General features: G+C 68.9%; 13 protein-coding genes. 8 read left to right on the top strand and 5 right to left on the bottom strand.

Annotated elements, in window-relative coordinates; translation table 11 throughout:
- Positions 1 to 27 precede the first annotated feature (27 nt).
- Both EIY87_RS06475 and EIY87_RS06470 read left to right on the top strand, forming a co-directional pair.
- A complete protein-coding gene (locus EIY87_RS06475) occupies positions 28 to 2,841 on the top strand; it encodes a vitamin B12-dependent ribonucleotide reductase (RefSeq protein ID WP_125306743.1) in 2,814 nt (937 codons plus the stop codon).
- A gap of 122 nt (positions 2,842 to 2,963) precedes the next feature.
- Positions 2,964 to 3,710, top strand: a complete 747-nt coding sequence (locus EIY87_RS06470; protein ID WP_125306742.1) for a ferritin-like domain-containing protein — start codon at positions 2,964 to 2,966, stop codon at positions 3,708 to 3,710.
- Between the two features lie 412 nt (positions 3,711 to 4,122).
- Here EIY87_RS06470 and EIY87_RS06465 read toward each other — a convergent pair whose 3' ends face one another.
- Entirely contained in the window at positions 4,123 to 4,677 is a 555-nt protein-coding gene (locus EIY87_RS06465; RefSeq protein ID WP_125306741.1) for a TetR/AcrR family transcriptional regulator, read from the bottom strand.
- Positions 4,678 to 4,754: 77 nt separating this feature from the next.
- On the opposite strand from EIY87_RS06465, the gene EIY87_RS06460 reads away from it, so the two are divergent.
- Positions 4,755 to 5,366, top strand: a complete 612-nt coding sequence (locus EIY87_RS06460; RefSeq protein WP_191983980.1) for an FMN-dependent NADH-azoreductase — start codon at positions 4,755 to 4,757, stop codon at positions 5,364 to 5,366.
- A complete protein-coding gene (locus EIY87_RS06455) occupies positions 5,366 to 5,680 on the top strand; it encodes a DMT family transporter (RefSeq protein WP_086857929.1) in 315 nt (104 codons plus the stop codon). The genes EIY87_RS06460 and EIY87_RS06455 overlap by 1 nt, the downstream gene beginning before the upstream one ends.
- Here EIY87_RS06455 and EIY87_RS06450 read toward each other — a convergent pair.
- Positions 5,670 to 7,682, bottom strand: coding sequence for a prolyl oligopeptidase family serine peptidase (locus EIY87_RS06450; protein ID WP_125306740.1), 2,013 nt, complete (start codon positions 7,680 to 7,682; stop codon positions 5,670 to 5,672). The genes EIY87_RS06455 and EIY87_RS06450 overlap by 11 nt on opposite strands.
- A gap of 112 nt (positions 7,683 to 7,794) precedes the next feature.
- On the opposite strand from EIY87_RS06450, the gene EIY87_RS06445 reads away from it, so the two are divergent.
- Entirely contained in the window at positions 7,795 to 8,772 is a 978-nt protein-coding gene (locus EIY87_RS06445; protein ID WP_125306739.1) for a neutral zinc metallopeptidase, read from the top strand.
- Here EIY87_RS06445 and EIY87_RS06440 read toward each other — a convergent pair.
- On the bottom strand, positions 8,765 to 9,337 hold the full coding sequence (locus EIY87_RS06440; RefSeq protein ID WP_191983979.1) for a TIGR03086 family metal-binding protein: 573 nt from the start codon (positions 9,335 to 9,337) through the stop codon (positions 8,765 to 8,767). The two genes, EIY87_RS06445 and EIY87_RS06440, sit on opposite strands and share 8 nt — an antisense overlap.
- 83 nt (positions 9,338 to 9,420) lie before the next feature.
- Here EIY87_RS06440 and pdxR point away from each other — a divergent pair, with 83 nt between their 5' ends.
- From pdxR to EIY87_RS06425, 3 genes are all read left to right on the top strand, one after another.
- Positions 9,421 to 10,830: a MocR-like pyridoxine biosynthesis transcription factor PdxR gene (pdxR, locus tag EIY87_RS06435; protein ID WP_125306737.1), complete on the top strand. Its 1,410-nt coding sequence runs from the start codon at positions 9,421 to 9,423 to the stop codon at positions 10,828 to 10,830.
- Positions 10,827 to 11,273: a hypothetical protein gene (locus EIY87_RS06430; protein WP_125306736.1), complete on the top strand. Its 447-nt coding sequence runs from the start codon at positions 10,827 to 10,829 to the stop codon at positions 11,271 to 11,273. Before pdxR ends, EIY87_RS06430 begins: the two co-directional genes overlap by 4 nt.
- 102 nt (positions 11,274 to 11,375) lie before the next feature.
- Positions 11,376 to 11,807 (top strand): CBS domain-containing protein, encoded by a 432-nt coding sequence (locus EIY87_RS06425; protein ID WP_125306735.1) that lies wholly within the window; start codon positions 11,376 to 11,378, stop codon positions 11,805 to 11,807.
- 96 nt (positions 11,808 to 11,903) lie between these two features.
- On the opposite strand, the gene EIY87_RS06420 is transcribed toward EIY87_RS06425, so the two are convergent.
- Positions 11,904 to 14,483, bottom strand: coding sequence for a tetratricopeptide repeat protein (locus EIY87_RS06420; protein WP_125306734.1), 2,580 nt, complete (start codon positions 14,481 to 14,483; stop codon positions 11,904 to 11,906).
- Positions 14,484 to 14,632: 149 nt separating this feature from the next.
- Positions 14,633 to 16,186 (bottom strand): DUF4139 domain-containing protein, encoded by a 1,554-nt coding sequence (locus EIY87_RS06415; protein ID WP_125306733.1) that lies wholly within the window; start codon positions 16,184 to 16,186, stop codon positions 14,633 to 14,635.
- Positions 16,187 to 16,213: the final 27 nt, after the last annotated feature.

The following is a 16,213-nucleotide window of genomic DNA, read 5'->3' as shown; positions in this document are numbered from 1 at the left end:
CCCGCTGCGGGAGTGAGGGTTCGACCGATGACCGAAACCGTGGGAACCGGGGCCGGCGCGGCCGCCGGCAAGAAGAGCAAGGCGGCCGGCGGGCTGAGCGTGAAGCGCGTCTTCACCACCGAGGGGCAGCACCCCTACGACCAGGTGACCTGGGAACAGCGCGACGTCGTGATGACGAACTGGCGCGACGGCTCGGTCAACTTCGAGCAGCGCGGCGTGGAGTTCCCCGAGTTCTGGTCGGTCAACGCCACCAACATCGTCACCAGCAAGTACTTCCGCGGCGCCGTCGGCAGCCCGCAGCGCGAGCGCAGCCTCAAGCAGCTCATCGACCGAGTCGTGAAGACCTACGTCAAGGCCGCGCGCGACCACGGCTACTTCGCCTCGCCGCAGGACCTCGAAATCTTCGAGCACGAGCTCACCTGGATGCTGCTGCACCAGGTGTTCAGCTTCAACTCCCCGGTCTGGTTCAACGTCGGCACGTCGTCGAAGCAGCAGGTCTCGGCGTGTTTCATCCTCGCCGTCGACGACACGATGGAGTCGATCCTCAACTGGTACCGCGAAGAGGGCCTGATCTTCAAGGGCGGCTCCGGCGCCGGGCTGAACCTCTCCCGCATCCGCTCCTCGAAGGAGCTGCTGACCTCCGGCGGCACCGCGTCCGGCCCGGTCTCGTTCATGCGCGGCGCCGACGCGTCCGCGGGCACCATCAAGTCCGGCGGCGCCACCCGGCGCGCGGCGAAGATGGTCGTGCTCGACATCGACCACCCGGACATCGAGGAGTTCGTCCAGACGAAGGCCCGCGAAGAGGAGAAGATCAAGGTTCTCCGCGACGCCGGGTTCGACATGGACCTCTCCGGCGCGGACATCTCCTCCGTGCAGTACCAGAACGCGAACAACTCGGTCCGCGTGTCCGACGAGTTCATGCAGGCGGTCGAGAACGGCACCGACTTCGGCCTGCGCGCCCGGCTCACCGGCGAGGTGATCGACCGGACCGACGCCAAGAAGCTCTTTCGCAGCGTCGCGCAGGCCGCGTGGGAGTGCGCCGACCCCGGCATCCAGTACGACGGCACGATCAACGACTGGCACACCTGCCCCGAGTCCGGCCGGATCACCGCGTCGAACCCGTGCAGCGAGTACATGCACCTCGACAACTCGAGCTGCAACCTCGCCTCGCTGAACCTGCTCAAGTTCGTCACGCCCGAGGGCACGTTCGACGCGCAGCTGTTCGCGCGCGCCGTCGAGTTCGTCATCACGGCGATGGACATCTCGATCTGCTTCGCGGACTTCCCGACCGAGCCGATCGCCGACACCACGCGGAAGTTCCGCCAGCTCGGCATCGGTTACGCGAACCTCGGCGCGCTGCTGATGGCGCTGGGCCACGCGTACGACTCCGACGGCGGCCGCGCGCTCGCGGCGGCGATCACGTCGCTGATGACCGGCGTTTCCTACCGGCGTTCGGCGGAGCTGGCCCAGGCCGTCGGCGCGTACGAGGGTTACGCGCGCAACGCCGAGTCGCACCAGCGCGTGATGCGCAAGCACGCGGCGGCGAACGAGCTGGTCCGCACCTACCACTCGAACGACGCCGCGGTCCGCGCGCTGGCGACGGAGGAGTGGAAGAAGGGCATCGACATCGGCACGAAGCACGGCTGGCGCAACGCGCAGGCGTCCGTGCTCGCGCCCACCGGCACCATCGGCTTCATGATGGACTGCGACACGACCGGCATCGAGCCGGACTTTTCGCTGGTCAAGTTCAAGAAGCTCGTCGGCGGCGGCTCGATGCAGATCGTCAACCAGACGGTGCCGCGCGCGCTCACCGCGCTCGGCTACCCGGACGAGCAGGTCGAGGCGATCGTCGAGTACGTGGCGCAGCACGGCCACGTCGTCGACGCGCCGGGCCTGCGGCCGGAGCACTACGAGGTGTTCGACTGCGCGGTCGGCGAGCGCTCGATCGCCCCGATGGGCCACGTCCGGATGATGGCCGCGGTGCAGCCGTTCCTGTCGGGCGCGATCTCGAAGACGGTCAACATGCCGGAGTCGGCGACGGTCGAAGAGGTCGAGGAGATCTACTTCCAGGGCTGGAAGCTCGGCCTCAAGGCCCTCGCGATCTACCGCGACAACTGCAAGGTCGGCCAGCCGCTGTCGACGGCGAAGAAGGAAAAGGCCGAGGCCGAGCCGGAGAAGGTCGTCGAGTACCGCCCGGTCCGCAAGCGCCTGCCGAAGAAGCGCCCGAGCCAGACGGTCTCGTTCACGGTCGGGGGCGCGGAGGGCTACCTGACGGCGGGCTCGTACCCGGACGACGGCCTCGGCGAGATCTTCGTCAAGCTCGGCAAGCAGGGCTCGACCCTGGCGGGCGTGATGGACGCGTTCTCGATGTCCATTTCGGTCGGCCTGCAGCACGGCATCCCGCTCGAGTTCTACGTCTCGAAGTTCTCGAACCTGCGCTTCGAGCCGGCGGGCATGACCGACGACCCGGACATCCGCATCGCGACGAGCGTGATGGACTACCTCTTCCGCCGCCTGGCGCTGGACTACCTGCCGTACGAAAAGCGTTCGCAGCTGGGCATCCTGTCGGCGGACGAGCGCTCGGCGGAGGTCGAGGCGAGCTACGGCGCCCCGAACGTCGACCTCGACGTCCTGCGTTCCACAGTGGACTCCTCGCCGGAGCCGCACGCGGAGGAAACCGAGCACCCGCACCGCGAAGCCCAGACGACGACGGAGCTGATGGAGCTCCGCCTCGGCAAGGCGGCGGACGCCCCGCTCTGCATGACGTGCGGCACCAAGATGCGCCCGGCCGGCTCGTGCTACGCCTGCGAAGGCTGCGGCGCGACCTCGGGTTGTAGCTGACGGCCCTGGGTGGCGGGACGCACGCGTGTCCCGCCACCCGCCCGGTGGCCCCGGCTCGGCCTTCACCGGATCTCCACGGAAGCAACCCACGACGTCCGCAGGTGCCGGGCATCATGGGCGCGATGACTTACGCACAGTGGCTCCAGGACTTCGAAACCGAAGCGGAACGCAGGCGGCAGCGCGACGACCCGCCGTGGTCACGCGGGGCGAGCCTCGACCCCGCCATCGCGCGGAGCGTGCAGCGGTTCCAGGTCGGCGAAGCCGGCGACGGCGCCAATCTCATCGCGAAAGCCGCCGGCGACGACGTCTACCTCGCTGCGGTCAAGCTCTTCGTCGCCGAGGAGCAGAACCACGCCCGGATGCTCGCCGAACTCCTCGGGGCCGCCGGTGTCCCCACCATCGGAACGCACTGGTCCGACACGGTGTTCGTGCGGTTGCGGCGGGCGCTCGGCCTGCGGCTCGAGCTGATGGTGCTGCTCATCGCCGAGGTCGTCGCGCTGCGGTACTACCGCGCCTTGCGCGGCGGCACGGCCGACCCCCTGGTGACCCAGGTCGCGGCCCGCATCCTCGCCGACGAGGAGCGCCACGTCCCGTTCCACTGCCACCGCCTCCGCATCGGCTTCGCCCGCTTCCCCGAGCCGGTGCGCGCTGCGGTGTTCGGCGCTTGGCGGGTGCTCCTGATCGGCGTGGCGGTGACGGTGGCCGCCGACCACGGCCCGGCCCTGCACCGCCTCGGCGTCGGCAGGCTGGTGTTCGTGGCTGACGTGCTCACGGCGTTCGAATCCGCGCTCGCGCGAATCCGGGGTGAGGAACCGAAACCGAAGCCGCGGTACCGCCCGAAACGGGCCCGGCCGCGCGGGCTCGTTTAGGTAAACCGGTGGCCCCTCGCCTCCACCGGCGCCTATCGTTTCGGCGCCGACGGACACCGTCGACCGGGTCGCGTCCGCGGACTTCGCGTTCGCGTGGTGGCTGGCGGCCCGCTCGCCGCACAGCATCGTCCACTTCCCGCTTCGGACGAGCACGATCCACTGCGACGAAGAGCCCGGCGGAAGGCGGCTCGACCTGGTGCTGCTGCACCACAGCCTGGGCTTCCCGGCGTCGCGGGCGACGAGGTGCGCGCCCTGGTCGAAGACAGTCCTGCCCGGCTCGCCGAGGACCCCGGTGCCCACTGTTGCGCGGAAATCGGCCTGGGCACCTGGAGCCCCTATCCGCGCCGCAACCCCATGGCGTTGCTGCACGTCGAGTGCTGCACCACCCACTCGGCACCGGCCGGCGGACACCTCACTTCGTCTCCAGCAGAACGGCCAGCCCTCGCAACGTCGCCGTGATCCGTTCCACCGACACGCCCCGCGACATCTGGTGCAGGAACAGCTCCGGCGCCAACGGAGCCAGCAGCACGTCCGCTAGCACGTCCGGATCCGCCGCCCCCGCCGCCTCCGCCAGCACCCGGACGTGCGTGCGCCAGAACCCGTACGCGCCCGTCGTGAACCGCGAATGGCCGACCTCCGCGCCCAGCACCAGGTGCGCGTGCCGCGCCAGCAGCTCCACCATCGCCTCGTAGAACGCCGCCAGCCGGGACGCCGGGGGAGCGCCCGGGCCCAGTGGGGGGTCGCCGCGGAGGAGGGACTCCTGCAGGCGGCGCTCGTGCTCGTCCAGCAGCGCCACCGCGATCGACGCGCGGTCCGGGTAGCGGCGGTAGAGCGTGCCGCGGCCGACGCCGGCGGCCCGGGCGATGTCCTCCATCGTCACCTCGGCCGCGCCGTGGGTGGTGAACAGCCGCTCGGCCGCCGCGAGGATCTTGGCGCGGTTGCGGGCCGCGTCGGCGCGTTCGGGCATGGCTCGAGCCTAGGGAATAAGCGGACGCGACGTCCAGTTGGAGGTAAGTGGACACCGCGTCCACTTGAGGAGGAACCGTGACCCACCTGCTGCACCTCGACTCCAGCGCCCGCCGCACGTCGTTCTCGCGGGAGCTGTCCGCGCGCTACGCCGCCCGCTGGACCGGCACCCGGACCTACCGCGACCTCGCCGCCGATCCCGTGCCGGTGATCGGCGAGGCCTGGACCGAAATCTGCGACGCCCTGCTCGCGAAGGGGATCACCGACCCGGCGCGCTACGCCGAGGTCGTCGAAACGCCCGCGCAGCAGCGGGCCTGGGCCGTCATCGAGCCGCTGCTCGCCGAACTGCTCGAAGCCGACGTCGTCCTGATCGGCGCGCCGATGTACAACTTCTCCATCCCGGCCGCGCTCAAGGCCTGGATCGACCAGGTGACGTTCCCGCGCATGTCCCTCAAGGGCAAGGCGTTCGTGATCGCCGGCGCCCGCGGCGGCACCTACGCGGAGGGCACTCCGCGAGCCCGCTTCGACCACCACGAGCGGTACCTGCGGGACTTCATCGCCGGGCACTACGACGTCGACGACGTCCGGTTCGTGCACGCCGAGCTGACCAACGCCCTGGTCGACCCGCACCTCGCCGCGCGCGACGGCGAACGGAAGGCGTCGCGCGAAGCCGCGCTCGGGGCGATCTGATGGGCTGGGTGACGCTCGTCTTCGCCGGGCTCGTCGAAATCGCCTGGTCGCAGAGCATCAAGCCGACGGAGAACTTCACCCGGCCGTGGCCGACGCTCCTGTGCTTCGTGCTCGGCGCGGCCGCCGTCTACCTGCTTTCGCGCGCGATGGACACCGTCCCGGTGGGCACGGCCTACGCCGTGTTCACCGGGATCGGCGCCGTCGGGGCGATCGTGCTCGGCGTCGTCGTCAACAAGGACCCGCTGAGCGTCGGCCGGGTGGCCGCGCTGGCCCTGGTCGTCGGCGGCGTCGTGCTCGCGCGGGTCACTTCGTGAGCTGCTCCCACAGGAACTCGAACACCAGCGCCCACTTGAAGGCGAGCTGCTCGTTGTCCGCCGCGGCGCCGTGGCCGCCTTCGATGTTTTCGTGATACCGGACGTCGTGCCCCTGCTCACGCATCCGCGCCACCATCTTGCGGGCGTGGGCGGGGTGCACGCGGTCGTCGCGCGTCGACGTCACGAACAGCGAGGGCGGATATGTGCGTCCACTGTGGACGTTCTGGTACGGCGAGTACTTCGCGATGTACTCCCATTCCGCGGCCTCGTCCGGGTCGCCGTACTCGGCCATCCAGGACGCGCCGGCCAGCAGCAGGTGGTAGCGCCGCATGTCCAGCAGCGGCACCTGGCTGACGATCGCGCCGAACCGCTCCGGGTAGCGCGTGAGCATGACGCCCATCAGCAGGCCGCCGTTGCTGCCGCCCTGGATGCCCAGCTTCGCGGGCGTCGTGATGCCCCGCGAGACCAGGTCCGACGCCACTGCCGCGAAGTCCTCGTACACGCGGTGGCGCTCGGCCTTGATCGCCTGCGTGTGCCAGCCCGGCCCGTACTCGCCGCCGCCGCGGATGTTCGCGACGACGTACGTGCCGCCGCGCGAGAGCCAGCCGCGGCCGATCATCCCGCTGTAGGACGGCGTCAGCGACACCTCGAAGCCGCCGTATCCGGTCAGCAGCGTCGGGCCGCCTTCCGCACCGGACGGCCGGACGACGAAGTACGGGATCTTCGTGCCGTCCTCCGACGTCGCGAAGTACTGCGCGACGCTCATGCCCGACGCGTCGAAGAACGCCGGAGCCTGCTTCAGCACTTCGACCTCTTCGCCGACCTGGCCGTAGCTCAGCGTCGACGGCTGGAGGAAGCCGCTGGAGTTGAGCAGGTACTCGTCGCTGACGTCGGGATCGGTGTCGAAGATGTCCGCGCTGCCGAACTCCGGGCCGCCCGACAGCGGCTCGTCGGTCCAGCCGTCCGGGCCCGGTGTCAGGGTGCGCAGCTCGGTGCGGACGTCGCGCAGCGTGCCCAGCAGCAGGTGGTTGCGCGTCCAGGCCCAGTAGTCGAGCGAGGTGTGCTCGTCCGGCGTGAAAAGTGTCGCGAACGTGCGGTCGCCGGCCAGGAAGTCGTCGAAGCGGATGGCGAGCAGTGAGCCGGCGGGGTGCTCGGTGCTGTCGACGGTCCACGCCGTCCGCGGCCGGACCAGCAGCCACTCGCGGTGCACCGACGCGCTCGCGTCGTCCGGGACGTCGATCTTGACCAGTGCCTCGGGCGTGCGCAGGTACAGCTCGGAGCGGTAGAAGTCGATCGCGCGGCTGACGAAGTCGCGCTCGAAGCCCTCGGTCGGGTCGTGGGACGCGCCGATCGAGACGTCGTCGGGCTTGCCCTCGTAGACGGTGACCGCGTCTTCCAGCGGGGTGCCGCGCCGCCACTCCTTCGCCAATCGCGGGTAACCGGAGCTGGTCAGCGTGCCGGGGCCGAAGTCCGTCCCGACGTAGACGCGGTCCTCGTCGATCCAGCCGATCCGCGTCTTGGCCTCGGGCACGGTGAAGCCGTCCGCGACGAACTCGTGCGCGTCGAGGTCGAACTCGCGCACGACGGTGGCGTCCGCGCCGCCGCGGGACAGCTCGACCAGGCCGCGCCGGTAGCCCGGGCGCAGCACGGTGGCGCCCTGCCAGACCCAGTTCTCGCCTTCGGCCTCGGCCAGCGCGTCGACGTCGAGCAACAGCTCCCACTCGGGCTCCGCCTGCCGGTAGGACTCCAGCGTCGTCCGCCGCCACAGGCCACGCGGGTGGCTCGCGTCCTGCCAGAAGTTGTAGAGGAACTCGCCGCGGCGGCGCACGTACGGGATCCGGTCGTCGGCGTCGAGCACTTCGCGCAGCTCGTCACGCAGCTCGGCGAAGCGCGCTCCGGTGGTCAGCTCGGCGAGCGTCTCACCGTTGCGGGCGCGCACCCAGTCCAGCGCGTCGTCGCCGGTCACGTCTTCCAGCCACAGGTACGGGTCCTCCACACTCATTCCCCCAGTCTTGCCCGAGCCGGGCCCGGACGGCCACCGGGTGGCGTTTTCGTTTCGTGATCCCGGCCTCCCGGGTGATCCGTATGCTGGTGCCACCGAGCAGGGGGAGACCGTGAACGACGCCGAGCCGTCACCGCCGGGGACGGCCCGGCCGCCGGAGCCCGCGTGGGCGCCGGAGCCGAACCCGTGGGCGCCGAACTGGGCCGCCGCGCCGCCCGTCCCGATCGCGCCGCCGCGCAACCGGCTCTGGGGCGCCGTTGCCGGAGTGCTGATCGTCGTGCTGACGATCTCCCTGGTCGCGGCCACCATCCCGCGCCGCGTCGACGGGCACGCGTACGCCGCGCCGGGCGCCGACACCGGTCGCGCGTACGGCGGCACCGGCACGGAAGTGAAGCCCGTGCCGGAGCTGGCCCGCAACCCGCTGCTCGCCGACGACATCTCGCCGGGGCCCGCGACGTGCACCCTGCCCGACCTCGGCCGGGCCCCCGACCAGCTCAAGGCGTACTACGGCAGTCTCGTCGGCTGCTTGCAGGAGTCCTGGCGGCCCGCACTGGACAAGGCGAACGAGCCGAGGCTGCTCGCCTCCGTCCAGGTGACGCTGCCCAAGGAGAGCGCGTGCGGGAAGGCGCCGACGGAGAACGAAGCCGTCGCCTACTACTGCGGCGGCGACACCACGATCTACGCCCCGACCGACTGGATGCTGGCCGACGCCGGTCTGAACAAGGCCCGGCACATCGCGACGATCGCCCACGAATACGGCCACCACGTGCAGCGCGAGAGCGGCATCCTGTCGGCGGCGGCGGACAAGATGACGTCGCCGAACGAGGACAGCGCGGCCGACAAGGAGGTCGTGCGCCGGATCGAGCTGCAGGCCAACTGCTTCGGCGCGCTCTTCCTGGCGGCCGTCGCCGGCACGGGCTCGATCAGCCGGTCGCTGGCGAACGCCGCCGTCGCCGACTACGGCCGGGCCAACGACAGCGACACCCACGGCTCCCGCGCGCACCAGCTCTCCTGGGCGAAGGCGGGCTACGACGGCAAGACGACGAAGGCGTGCGACACCTGGAGCGCCCCGGTCGCCGAGGTCAGCTGACAGTCCAAGCGGGATCGCGGCCGAGCAGGGCCAGGAACCGGTCCAGTTCGCTCGCGTCCGCGGGGACCTCGACGCTGTGGGCGAACGAGTTGTTCTTCTCGCGCCCTTCGTCCGGGATCCGCTCGGCGAGCTTGAGGGCGACGTGCACGGCTTCGGCGTCGGGCTCGTAGGGCAGGCCCAGCGTGCGCGCCAGGTCCCAGCCGTGCGCGACGGTGTCGACCAGGTGCATGTGGGCGGCGATCGGGCCGGGGAACGTGCCGAAGTGGTTGATCGTGAGCTGCCGCTCCAGCACGGCGTCGTCGGCGAAGGCGTCGAGGAAGTCGTCGACGGAGGCCTGGTACGCGGCCGGGGCGTCGTCGCCGAGGTCGCCCGCGTCCCAGTCCGGCGCCGAGCCCTCGCGGGCGGCGGTCGCGAAGGCGTGGTTTTCGCTGACCTGGTGGCGCAGCAGGTCGGCCAGCGTCCAGCCCGCGCACGGAGTGGGGCGGGCGAGGTCGGCGGGGGTGACGGCGGCGACGATCTTGTCGAGGACGAGCAGGGCGCGGCGGTCGAGTTCGCGGAGATCCATGCTTCGCACGCTAGGCGGGCCAGCGGACCACGGACAGTGCCAAATCCGAGGCACTTCCGGTGGGCCAATCTAGACTGGCGCCGGTGGAGATCCACATCGACCTGACCGGCACGCGCGGGCACCGCGACGCGATCTACCGGCAGCTCCGCGCGGCGATCCTGGCCGGCCGGATCCGGCCCGGCGAGGCGTTGCCGCCCACGCGTGAGCTCGCGCAGCGGCTGGCGGTCTCCCGGACGACGGTCAGCGCGGCCTACGACCGGCTCACCGCCGAGGGCTTCCTGTCCGGCCGCGTCGGCGCCGGCACGTTCGTCACGGCGTCCGCGGCGGCGCGCCCGGAGCCGTCACCCGTGTCCGGCGTGCGGCCGCTGCCGGAGTGGGACGCCGTCCCGCCGCCCCCGGCGCCGTTCGCCCCGGCGCCGGAGTTCGACTTCCGCCCCGGCGTCCCGGACCTGACCCGCTTCCCGTTCGACACCTGGCGCCGGCTGGTCACGCAGCGGCTGCGCGCCGGCCAAGCCGACCTGATGACCTACGGCGATCCGCAGGGCCTGGCGGCGTTGCGCGAGGAGATCGCGCGGCACGCCGGGGTGTCGCGGGACGTCCGGGCGAGCGCGGCGCAGGTCGTCGTCACCGCCGGCGCGCAGCAGACGACCGACCTGGTCGCGCGGGTGCTGCTCCGCGACGGCGACCTTGCCGCCGTCGAGGACCCCGGCTACCCGCCGCCGCGGCTGGTGCTCGCCGCCCGCGGCGTCCGGGTCGCGCCGGTGCCGGTGGACGCGTCCGGGATCGTCGTGAGCGCGATCCCGGCCGGGACGCGGCTGGTGTACGTGACGCCGTCGCACCAGTACCCGCTGGGGCTGTCGATGTCGCTGGACCGGCGGCTGGAGCTGCTCGACTGGGCCGAGCGGAACGACGCCGTGCTCGTCGAGGACGACTACGACACCGAGTTCCGCTACACCGGGCGGCCGCTGGAACCGTTGCACAGCCTCGATTCCCGGGGCCGGGTCGTCTACGTGGGCTCGTTCTCGAAGGTGCTCTCGCCGGCGCTGCGGCTGGGTTTCCTCATCGCGCCGCCGTCGCTCGTGCCCGCGTTGGTCAAGGCCCGCTACCTGACCGACTGGCACGCGCCGAACGTCGAGCAGGCGGCGCTCGCGGCGTTCATGGCCGAAGGCGGCTTCGCCAGGCACGTCCGGCGGATGCGGAAGATCTACCGCGAGCGGCACGAGCTGCTGTCCCGGTCGCTGGCCTCGTTCGCGGACTTCCTGACGCCGTTGCCGTCGTCGGCGGGCCTGCACCTGAGCGCGGTGGCTTCGTCGGACTGCGGCCCGCTGGTCCGCGCGGCCCGGCGGCACGGCGTCCGGCTGTACTCGTTGGGGGACTTCGGGGTGGGCGAGCGGCGGCACGGGCTGGTGTTCGGTTACGGTGCGGTCGCGGCCGAGCGGATCGAGCCGGGACTGGCCCGGCTGCGGGCGCTGGCGGACGGGGGAGCGGCATGACCGACGACGTGATGGTGGCGATCGACGCCGGCCTGCGCCAGCACATCGGCGGCGACCGCGCCGGCGCGTACGCGACTTTCACGGCGTTGTGGGACTCGATCGGCCCGGACGGCGACCCGCTGCACCGCGTCGCGCTCGCCCACCACATGGCCGACGTCTGCGACGACCCGGCCGAAGAGCTCGCGTGGGACCTGCGCGCACTGGCGGCGGCGGATTCCCTGACGGATTCGCGGGCCCAGGAGTACCACGCGTCCCTGGCGGTGCGCGGGTTCTACCCGTCGCTGCACCTCAACCTGGGCGAGGACTACCGCAAGCTGGGTGACCTGGCGGCCGCCCGCGAACAGCTGGCCCTGGCCCGCGCCCGCCTCACCGCCCTCGGCGACGACGACTACGCGGCCGGCATCCGCTCGGCACTGGACGGCCTGGCCGAACGCCTCGGCTGAATCGGTTCGAATACCACGAACACGCCCCGTTTGCCGGACTTTCGCGCGGTGCCGGAGGGACCTACCCTGTGGTGATCCAGCTCACCGACGGGAAGGATCGCCATGCGGATTGCGGATCTGCTGCGCACGAAGGGGACGGCGGTCGCGACGGTCACCCCGGACACCACGGTGACCACACTGCTGACCGGCCTGGCCGAACACAACGTGGGCGCGATGGTCGTCGTCGCCCCCGACGGCTCGATCGCGGGCATCGTCTCGGAACGTGACGTCGTCCGCCGGCTGAACGAGCGAGGGCCGGCCCTGCTGGAGGGCCCGGTCTCGGAGATCATGACCAAGCTGGTGGCGAGCTGCGGCCCGGAGGACTCGGTGGACCAGCTGTCGGTCCTGATGACCGAGCGCCGCATCCGCCACGTCCCGGTGGTGGTCGACGGGCGGCTGGCGGGGATCGTGTCCATCGGGGACGTGGTGAAGAACCGGATGGAACAGCTGGAGCAGAGTCAGGAACAGCTGCAGGCGTACATCGCCCAGGGCTGACACCACGACTGACCGCGAGCAGAGCCCCCGGCCGCTGTCAATCTTCGTGCGGCAGGCCGGGTGCTCTGTTGCAGGGTACGGTCTCCGCAGGTGCTGTCATGCGGCTCGTTTTCTGATCTTATTCGGTAACTCGATCTCGTCCAGCGAGCCGAGACTCCACTCTTGCAGCTCAAGGAACCAGATCCCCAGTCGGGAGGGGCTTGATCGGGAAACGCGCTGTAGCTTTCGAAATAGGACCTTCCTCGCAATTTTTGCGACGAGGCGGCTGGTGCCTACCTTCATGAACAAGTCCAATAGTGACCTCGATTCGAGGAGCTTCAGTATCTTGAGGAGGCGCAGCAGTTGTTGAGCCATCGGATCCGAGCCGCCGTCATTAGCGCGAATGATCCATTTCTGAGCCATGTCTACTTTTCTCATTCTGATCAAGAGCATGCCGAGGTGGGCCATGCAGTGCCGGTCCCCGGTGTTCGCTCCTCGTCGGTACCACAACGAGGCTGCCTCGAGGTCGCCTTGTGATTCGTGGAGCTCGCCAAGTCGGTGCCGTGTCCCCGGTGTGTTCGACAATGCGGCCCGTTCGAGCAAGATTTGAGCGTCGCCGAGGCGCCGTTGGCTCACGTAGGCGATACTCAAACGGTCGACTGCGATGCTGTAGCGATCGGCGAGTGGCTCGAGCAGGTCGATCGCTTCCTGGTGTCGCTTGAGTTTTACGTACAAGCAGCCTAGGTATAGGTGGGCTCGGCGTGGGTCGTGTTCGATTGCTTTCCTGTACCACTCCTCGGCGGCTTTGGGATTGTTCATCACCTCGTTGACAAGGCCAGCGTTCAGGGCTGCATTTCGACCACCTTTGGCTGCTGCCGACTCGTACCATGCGAGTGCTTCATGGTAGTTCTTGGAGGCGAGCTTCAGGTCGCCGAGCATCATTGTGGCTCCTGGGTGTCCTTTTTTCGCCAGCTCCTTGAGTAGGAGTTCTGCTTCTTCGGCTTTGCCGGTATCTCTGTATACCTCGGAAAGTCGAATAGTGCAGTTGGGGTCACCGGCGGCGGAGCCATTCTTTAGGTATTCGACTTCTTTTTCGGTGTCGTCGTGCCAGCGGGCCAGTTTCGCCAGTTGATATGCTGCCGGCGCGACTCCGCGGTCCAAGGCTCGGTTGAAGTACGCTTCGGCCTCGCGTCTGCGCTTCCGTTTTGCGAGTATGTCGCCGACCAGATAGGGAGCCAGATCGTAGCCGAGGTCGTCGCTGATTTTGGCGTTTTTGATCGCTTCGGCCCGGTTACCTGCGATGATTTCGCAGATCGCCAGGTGATAGTGGGCGCGAGCTTTCTGCTGGCCATCGGCGATCAGGATCAGCTTTCGCTGCAAGCTCCTGGTCAGGTCGAACTGCCGGTTGATGAAGGCGGCGAAGCCAACCGACGCTAGTTCGACTGGCGTGTCCACCTGTCGGGCTACTTCCCAGACCTCAGTCGGAATCGGATGCTCCGATTTTTCCAGCAAATAGTCGAACGGCCTGATCCCGTTTTCTCGTTTCGCGAGGAGTGCGCTGGATCCGTAAATAGGATCCAGCGCCCACTTCCATGCCTGCTGGTAATCAGGATCGTCTGGGATTTTCGGCAGTAGTTTCGTGGCGGCGGTCTGGATCATGGTCGGGAGTGGTTGCTGAAGGCCGCACCGGACCAAATCGATCGTGGCGCGGGTCAGCGCCCAGCCGACCGGGTGAGCTTCTTCTGCATCGCGGTACCTGTCGAGCAGGTCCGTGGCGCCCGATAGGTACTCGGCGAGGCCGAGCGAGGTGTTTCGGTCGAGGATTCCGGCGAGTTCGCGAGGGAGTCGGGCATGCTCCTCATTGGTCAGGGTTCGAGAAAGTCGCACTGACCGGGCCTGCTGAACTATTCGCCATTCGGCAGTTTCCTGTCGGGTCGATTCCGGTGCAAGGTCCGCGTGAGCGGCGGACCGGATCGTTGCGACTATCGAGCAATTCTTCGTACTCATGTACTTGTTGATTGCTGCTTGGTCGAGTCCGTCGGCGGTAAGGAACCTCTCGAAGTCGTCCAGCCAGATCACGGTGTCTTCTAGTAGCAAGTTCTGTGTCGTCATGTTTCGAGCAGCGGCTCCGCTGACGGGGCTCACAAAGAGTCTATCCGGAAAAATTTCGCGGACACATTCAAAAGCGATCCGCGACTTTCCTGATTTCGACTCGCCGATGATCAATGTGAAGTTGAATTCCCGCAGTGACCTGATTACTTCGCGGTGAACATCTCGTTCTATGTAGCTGGCATCGGCGCGCCTGCCGGTACTGTCCAGAAGTGATCGAGATACGCCGATTTGAGTCGGGTCTTCGATTTCACCGACGGTGGGGCAGCCGTGCTTCGGATGTGAAACTAAGAGGTTCTGGACGATCGCGTCAAAGCTTTTCCTGACGCCTTCTTTTCCGATTAATTTAGATTTTCGTGATTCTCGGAACTGTGTTCCGAGTAGGGTGGCCAGGCTGATTGCGGCGCTCGCGACAGCAGCACCTGCGCTTACCCCCGCTGCGGTTACGCTGGCTGGAAAAGGTAATTTTGTTACTCTCGTGATGGCGAAAATTGCAGCGAATGCGACAGAGGTGGCTAATAGGATAAGGATCGACTTCTTGTGGTGGGCTCGAGGTTGGCGCAGTGTGGTCTGCTGGTACTTTGCCATGTCGTCCCCGGTTTGCCTCGGCCTGCACTACCAGTCCTACTGATCGCTGGACGCAGTTCGGCTGTTACTTCTCCGGGATTTGAATTCGGAAGTTTTTATCGAACCGGTTCGTCGAGACGGTAACTTCTGTTGAAACGGCGTGCCGCGGTTCACTCCCGCCATCCCGACAACTCCACCTCCTTCGCCACATCCACCCGGTACGAAAGCCTCACCTCACCCGTCTCCCCGGCCCCCAGCTCCAGCTTCCAAGTGAACTCCCCCAAAGCCGAAGTCTCCACCGGCTCCGGCGAAGTCTTCACGTCCTTCACCGTCACCCCGTCATCCCGCGAAACCGGCGCCTGATCCAAAACAGTCACCGAAGCCGGACGAGGCCCATAGTTCCCCACTGAAATCCGATACTCCGCCTCCCGCCGCCTCAGCCCCGACAAAGCCGCCTTGGACGCGGAACGCCGCACCAGCTCCCGCTCCACCCGGATCCGGTCGTCGACCCCCAAAGCCAGCTCCAGTTCCTCCCCAGGAGCCCAAGCCTCCAGCGAAGTCGTCCCCACGAACTCAGCCTCGTGGAACACCGAAGCACGCCCGGGCAGCAAGGCAACCGAAGAAGAATTGACCACCACCGCCCGCAGATAAGCCTCCTCGGCCAGCACCGGAGCCGTCACGTACCCCAAAACGGCGGTGAGCGAAAGCGAAGCCAACGTCGTCCGATGCCCCTGCGCCCCGGACGGCACCGCCACCGGACGCGACGGCCGGTACGTCACCGCCGTCGTCCCCTGCTCGACCGACGCCAGCTTCGGCGCCATCGGAGCCGCGGCCAACGCGGCGAAACCCCGCGCGCCTTCCGGAATCCCGCCTCCCGCACCCCCGTAAGCTGCCGCCGGGGCCGCCGGCACCGGGTGGACCCGGTCCAGGAACCACGGCGAAAGCTCTGGCACCACCACCGAAACCGCCGGCCGCGCCGTCGACAGCGCCAGCTCGCACTCCGGCCAGTCCTCACCCGTGTGCTGGCTGACCAGCCCGTACGACACCACCGTGACGTCGGTCCCGTGCACCCGGATGTCGTACCCCGGTGTCCAGCTCGCCCCCGGGACCACATAGGACAGTTCCAGCTCCGCCGAGCCGGCCGGATCCGAGATCTCCAGCTCAACGATGACCGACGTACTGTCCTCTTCGGACCGCGCGCTGTGCGCCTCGATCCGCCGGTCCAGCGCCGCGAGGTCCTCGCGCAGCCGGGTGATCCGGTCCGAAAGCACCCGCCGCGACTTCAGCGCCGCCGCCAGCCGCGCGCTCAGCTCGTCCGTCACCTCGCCCACCCGCGCGGGCTCGGCCGTTCCGGCAGCCAGCGCCTTCGCGAAGCTGCCCCCGCTCCGCTTCGCCAGCGAAGTCAGCAGATCCACCTTCATCGCTTCGGCCGCTTCGTCGTCCACGACGCCGTCGAGCGTGGCCTGGTCCGCGCGCCGCTGCTCGACGAGGGCGCGCAACGCCGCGTCGGCCGGCGAGGCGTGCCGGTCGGTTCGCACGTCCACCCCGGTGATCAGCGCCGGGCCCGTGCCGGTGACGCGCACCGACGCCGGGTCGAGGGCCGGGGGCAGGCCCGCGAACGTCAGGCGGGGCCCGCCGTCCAGCGGCGCTTTGCCCCGGCGGGTGATCCGGGCCTGCTGCGGGTAGACGGTCACGGCGGCGATCGGCGCTTCCACGGTCGGCATGCCTCCGACGTTAGTCTCTTGACACCT

This window comes from Amycolatopsis eburnea, from assembly GCF_003937945.1.
Taxonomy (GTDB): Bacteria; Actinomycetota; Actinomycetes; order Mycobacteriales; family Pseudonocardiaceae; genus Amycolatopsis; species Amycolatopsis eburnea.
The sequence above is the reverse complement of the archived record's forward strand: the minus strand, read 5'-3'. Positions and strand labels throughout refer to the sequence as shown.

Coding starts and splice junctions, on each gene's coding strand:
- EIY87_RS06475 (WP_125306743.1), top strand. CDS start 28: ATGACCGAAACCGTGGGAACCGGGGCCGGCGCGGCCGCCGGCAAGAAG.
- EIY87_RS06470 (WP_125306742.1), top strand. CDS start 2,964: ATGACTTACGCACAGTGGCTCCAGGACTTCGAAACCGAAGCGGAACGC.
- EIY87_RS06465 (WP_125306741.1), bottom strand. CDS start 4,677: ATGCCCGAACGCGCCGACGCGGCCCGCAACCGCGCCAAGATCCTCGCG.
- EIY87_RS06455 (WP_086857929.1), top strand. CDS start 5,366: ATGGGCTGGGTGACGCTCGTCTTCGCCGGGCTCGTCGAAATCGCCTGG.
- EIY87_RS06450 (WP_125306740.1), bottom strand. CDS start 7,682: ATGAGTGTGGAGGACCCGTACCTGTGGCTGGAAGACGTGACCGGCGAC.
- EIY87_RS06440 (WP_191983979.1), bottom strand. CDS start 9,337: ATGGATCTCCGCGAACTCGACCGCCGCGCCCTGCTCGTCCTCGACAAG.
- EIY87_RS06430 (WP_125306736.1), top strand. CDS start 10,827: ATGACCGACGACGTGATGGTGGCGATCGACGCCGGCCTGCGCCAGCAC.
- EIY87_RS06425 (WP_125306735.1), top strand. CDS start 11,376: ATGCGGATTGCGGATCTGCTGCGCACGAAGGGGACGGCGGTCGCGACG.
- EIY87_RS06420 (WP_125306734.1), bottom strand. CDS start 14,483: ATGGCAAAGTACCAGCAGACCACACTGCGCCAACCTCGAGCCCACCAC.
- EIY87_RS06415 (WP_125306733.1), bottom strand. CDS start 16,186: ATGCCGACCGTGGAAGCGCCGATCGCCGCCGTGACCGTCTACCCGCAG.